The organism is Bradyrhizobium sp. Ken51, assembly GCF_055807435.1.
The window spans coordinates 1-719 of sequence record NZ_JBVVPB010000124.1 but is presented as its reverse complement, the minus strand read 5'-3'; the positions used below and the strand labels follow the sequence as shown (position 1 = coordinate 719).

Below are 719 nucleotides of genomic sequence, written 5' to 3'. Positions count from 1 at the left end.
TAGTGAAGTTGTCTTGCCGCGATCCTGCCGAAAGCCAGCCAGCGTGAACGACAGGTTGTACGGAAGTGCTTTCAGCTAGCCAACCCTAAGGTTTCTTGCTCGGTTTTCCCTTTCCGGTGTCCTGACGGCGCGGCCCGTCAGTTATGGGAAGCAACCAGCTGCGCACACCGAGGACACACGCCGTCGGCCGCATCCGTGAGTTGGCGCACAATCTCTTCCATGAGATCTTCACGCTCCCAGCACGTGCCATCACTCTTGGTGATGCTTCTTGGCGCGGTAATAAGCATGCGTTTCGGCGTCTCCGTCTCCGACGCGGATCATGACCTCTGGATGGAAAGGACAGACGACTATAGCCCGCGTTGTCAGCAATGCATAGCGCATGGTCGATTCGAGATTGTCGGTGTGGAGCGGCATGATAGCCTCCTGCTTCGGGCCGCAGGCCATGTGAGCACGGAAGGAAAGGCGCAGCCCAATTCTGACTCTCCCTTGCGCCGTGGACCTCAGCGTCGCGCGGCACAATGCATTGCGCGAAGCCGTAGCGATTACTTACGCTCCGCGTCAGCCTCTTGCTCAAGCCGCAAAATATGTGCGCGCAGCGTGTCAAACCGCTCCTCGGCAACGTCGCTGAATAGCGGGTCATTCTGACTCGTCGCGGCTGAAGCGATCTCAGTCCAATCTTGAGGCTCGAGAACCTTAACTGCCACGGGAAAAAAATCGCG

Annotated in this window: 1 protein-coding gene; it reads right to left on the bottom strand. The window is 58.0% G+C overall.

The window, feature by feature from the left end:
* Positions 1 to 249: 249 nt before the first annotated feature.
* A complete protein-coding gene (locus AC0L27_RS41100; protein WP_473323796.1) occupies positions 250 to 414 on the bottom strand; it encodes a hypothetical protein in 165 nt (54 codons plus the stop codon).
* Between the last annotated feature and the right edge of the window lie 305 nt (positions 415 to 719).